Source organism: Endozoicomonas sp. SESOKO4 (assembly GCF_024606275.1).
Genome location: NZ_JAHHPS010000239.1, coordinates 1 through 1,418 on the forward strand (window position 1 = coordinate 1; position 1,418 = coordinate 1,418).

Below are 1,418 nucleotides of genomic sequence, written 5' to 3' on the forward strand. Positions count from 1 at the left end.
TTTGCGTCTGGCATTACAGCTGTTGGCATCGGCTGATCTTCGGCGCCTGTTGCAATAACCCGGTGGCTGGGCTGTGAGAAGATCGACGTTGTCGAAATCATTTTTGAATTCTGCGTTAAGCTCGGCAGCACCCTCTGCCGTTGTGGGATCGACATTGTAAATATAGTATGACCTTGCCTCTATTCGTCTTTTGAGGTTTTCGAAGGCCCTGGCCTTTGCTTCTTCAGTCTGGAAGTTGTGCATTTCCCGCTCAAGCTGGTTGGCCAGGTTGAACGCAGTGAAACGACTGGCATAGCGAGCAAGCCAATCAGTGTACGAGGAAGATTCCAGCGCCAGGCGGAGTGTGTCTTTCAAGCGATTAGTTTCTCTTTCATCCGGATGGACGAAAGCAACATTTTCAGTCGCCGGTTGCTCCACTAATCCGTAAAAGATCGCGGCTTGGAAGTCGTTGCTTAATGTGAATTTTTGAGCATCTTTTCTCTGATCGGGATGGGCAAGCCGATAGTCAACTATGTTATCGAGCAGTCTACCTTCCTGTGCGGCAAAGGTAGACCTGTCAGTTATGCCTCCGAACAAATCATCTTCAATGATACGCTGTCTTTCGACAAGGTTTTCGAGAACAGCCTTTTGGATTTCGGGACTGACCGAGCCCTGCGGATCCTCAACGATTATGGATTCGAACAACTGATCTGTGAATGTGGATTCGCGAATATCAATTTTGGGTCTGGCATAAAACTCATTTTCAGGGTCAAGGGAATCCAACCCGAACTTGGCTGTGTATGCAACGGTGTTGTCGTTATTCAGGGTAAAAACGATACGGTTTAATTCAGGATTGAGCGTATCTCCCGAGGTTGACGGTCTGGCAGGATCATCACCGGTAGTTTGCCGAGGAACGCCTGCTGATAAGTACCCTCGAACTGCAACAGCTGAATTTGCACGGATACCTTTTTTGGCCAACTCCCTCAGAACTTCAGGTACAATATAATCTTTCTGGCTAGCATCCAATACACCCGCATAATCCGGGATGTTTTGTGCGGAGTTATCAAAAGAGAACGCTATGCTTTGCAAGTTGGTATCCTTGGGTATCGTCAGGCTTAAAACTGATGATAGCTTTCTCACTAAGGATCGGGAGTAGACAGGATAAATGTCATTCGACTTGATATCAGAGAAATCAATACTCCCGGTAATGAAGACTTTAGTGTCTTCGCCGATATTTCTGAATGGTTTTCCTGAAATTACTTCAAGTCTTAGAGTTTCCTTTGTATGATCATTAAAAACGTTATACAAAACGTTTGTATCATCATTAACAATGTTATACAAAACGCTTCTGCCATCTTGAGTGCGGTACTTGTTATAATGTTCATAACACTTTCTCAAAGACTCTACCATATTGTCCCGAATCTTAGGAACATTAATTA

Annotated in this window: 1 protein-coding gene; it reads right to left on the minus strand. The window is 44.9% G+C overall.

Annotation, left to right across the window (positions count from 1 at the left end; genetic code table 11):
* The coding region (locus KDK16_RS04445; protein ID WP_257274865.1) for a hypothetical protein at nucleotides 1–1,389 on the minus strand (1,389 nt) is incomplete at its 3' end.
* Nucleotides 1,390–1,418 lie beyond the last annotated feature (29 nt).